Source organism: Arthrobacter agilis, assembly GCF_002953615.1.
GTDB classification, from domain to species: Bacteria; Actinomycetota; Actinomycetes; order Actinomycetales; family Micrococcaceae; genus Arthrobacter_D; species Arthrobacter_D agilis_B.
On sequence record NZ_CP024915.1, the window covers coordinates 658,297 to 660,863 of the forward strand.

The 2,567-nt window shown below is 68.5% G+C and carries 2 protein-coding genes; both read left to right on the plus strand.

What is annotated here, in order from left to right:
* Window positions 1–211 precede the first annotated feature (211 nt).
* On the plus strand, window positions 212–1,756 hold the full coding sequence (locus tag CVO76_RS03225) for an ABC transporter ATP-binding protein (RefSeq protein ID WP_133082748.1): 1,545 nt from the start codon (window positions 212–214) through the stop codon (window positions 1,754–1,756).
* On the plus strand, window positions 1,753–2,567 hold an 815-nt coding region (locus tag CVO76_RS03230; protein ID WP_208740654.1), incomplete at its 3' end, for an ABC transporter permease. The genes CVO76_RS03225 and CVO76_RS03230, both read left to right, overlap by 4 nt.

The window sequence follows — 2,567 nt, forward strand, 5'->3', positions numbered from 1 at the left end:
GCTGAAGGAACAGATCATCTCCGGCGACATCGCGGTCGATTCGGCCGCCAGCCCGAAGTAACAGCGCACCGCACGAGAACCGCCTTCCTCCCGGGGCTTTCCGCCGGGAGGAGGGCGGTTTGCGTTCGCCGCGGGTGCATGCCCCGGAGCCGTGGCCGGTATCCTTTCCGGTGACGTCCACCGACGACAACAGAACAGAACAGGCTGGGTTGTGAAACTCGAACTGATCGGCATCACGAAGCGTTTCGGATCGCTCGTCGCCAACGACTCCATCGATCTCGTCGTGGAACCAGGACAGGTCCACAGCCTGCTCGGCGAGAACGGGGCCGGCAAGTCCACGCTCATGAACGTGCTGTACGGCCTCTACGACCCCACCGAGGGCGAGATCCGCGTCAATGACAAGCCGGTGACCTTCAAGGGACCGGGCGACGCGATGGCCGCGGGGATCGGCATGGTGCACCAGCACTTCATGCTGGTGCCGGTGTTCACCGTCGCGGAGAACGTGGCACTGGGCAACGAGGCCACCAAGGCCGGCGGGATGCTCAACCTGCAGGAGACCCGGACGCGCATCCGGCAGATCTCGGACCAGTACGGGTTCGACGTCGACCCCGACGCGGTCGTCGAGGACCTGCCGGTCGGCGTCCAGCAGCGCGTCGAGATCATCAAGGCGCTCGTCCGCGACGCCGAGGTCCTCATCCTCGACGAGCCGACAGCCGTCCTGACGCCCAAGGAGACCGACGAACTGCTCGGGATCATGGCGCAGCTCAAGGCGGACGGCACATCCATCGTCTTCATCTCGCACAAGCTCCGCGAGGTCAAGGCCGTCTCCGACGTGATCACCGTGGTCCGCCGCGGCAAGGTCGTCGGAACCGCCGACCCCAGCGCCCCGACCACGGAACTCGCGTCCCTCATGGTGGGGCGCGCCGTCAGCCTGACCCTGGACAAGAAGCCGGCCGCGCCGGGCGAGGTGACCTTCCGGGTCCGGGACCTCACCGTCCAGGCCCCCAACGGGCAGCGCGTGGTGGACGGCCTGAGCTTCGAGGTCGCCGAGGGCGAGATCCTCGCCGTCGCGGGTGTCCAGGGCAACGGCCAGACCGAACTCACGGAGGCGATCATGGGCCTTCAGGACCACGTCACCGGATCGATCACCCTCGGCGGGAACGAGCTCCTGGGCCGCAGCGTCAAGGACGTCATCCGCGCCGGCGTCGGCTTCGTCCCCGAGGACCGCAGCGTCGAGGGGCTCGTCGGGACGTTCTCCGTCGCCGAGAACCTCATCCTCAACCGGTACGACGACGCGCCCTTCGCGAAGGGACTCTCCATGTCCCCATCGGCCATCGAGAAGAACGCCGACGAGAAGATCGCCGAGTACGACGTGCGCACGCAGTCCGCGTCCGCCGCCGCGGGCACCCTCTCCGGCGGCAACCAGCAGAAGGTCGTCATGGCCCGCGAGTTCTCGCGGCCGCTCAAGCTGTTCATCGCCTCGCAGCCCACGCGCGGCGTCGACGTCGGTTCCATCGAGTTCCTGCACCGCAGGATCGTCGCGGAGCGCGACGGCGGCACGCCCGTCATCATCGTCTCCACCGAACTCGACGAGGTCCTCGAGCTCGCCGACCGGATCGCGGTCCTCTACCGCGGCCGCCTCATGGGGATCGTCCCCGGGTCCGTGTCACGCGACGTGCTCGGCCTGATGATGGCCGGCATGCCCGCCGAGGAAGCCCTGGCGCAGACACACGACATCCAAGGAGGAAACCTGTGAGCCCGCAGGACGACCGGCCGGTATCCCCGGCTCCCGACGGCGGCGCCCCGCCGACCCGCCGGGAAGCGAAGGAGGCCGCACGCCAGGACGAGGTGCGCCTCGAAAACGCCGTCGAGACGGCAGGCGGGGAGGTACCCCCTCCGGCGGTACCCGCGACGGCGGCTAGCCGCGGACCCGCGCCGGAGTCGACCCTCCTGCAGCGCGTCATGACGGGGAACGCGCTCGTCGCCTTCCTGTCGGTGGTGCTGTCCCTGATCCTCGGTGGAGTGCTCATCGCGGTCACCGACCAGAACGTGGCGCGGGCGTCGTCGTACTTCTTCAGCCGCCCGCAGGACACCCTCGGTGCTGCCTGGACGGCGGCGTCGAGCGCCTACATCGCGCTCTTCCAGGGCTCCGTCTTCAACTTCGGCGGAGATTCCTTCTCCCGGATGATCTACCCCCTGACGCAGACCCTGACCGTCGCGACCCCGCTGATCTGCGCGGGGCTCGGCGTGGCCCTCGCCTTCCGGGCCGGCCTCTTCAACATCGGTGCCCAGGGACAGATCCTGATCGGCGCCACGTTCGCGGGCTGGATCGGCTTCACGCTGCACCTGCCCGTCGGCCTCCACCTGCTGCTCGTGATCCTCGCGGGCATGGTCGGCGGCGCCGTCTGGGCCGGTCTCGTGGGCCTCCTGAAGGCTCGGACCGGTGCGCACGAGGTCATCCTGACGATCATGTTCAACTACATCGCGACGAACCTGGTGCTGTACTTCCTGAGCACCCCTGCGTTCCAGCGGCCGGGTTCCACGAACCCGATCAGCCCGCAGCTCGA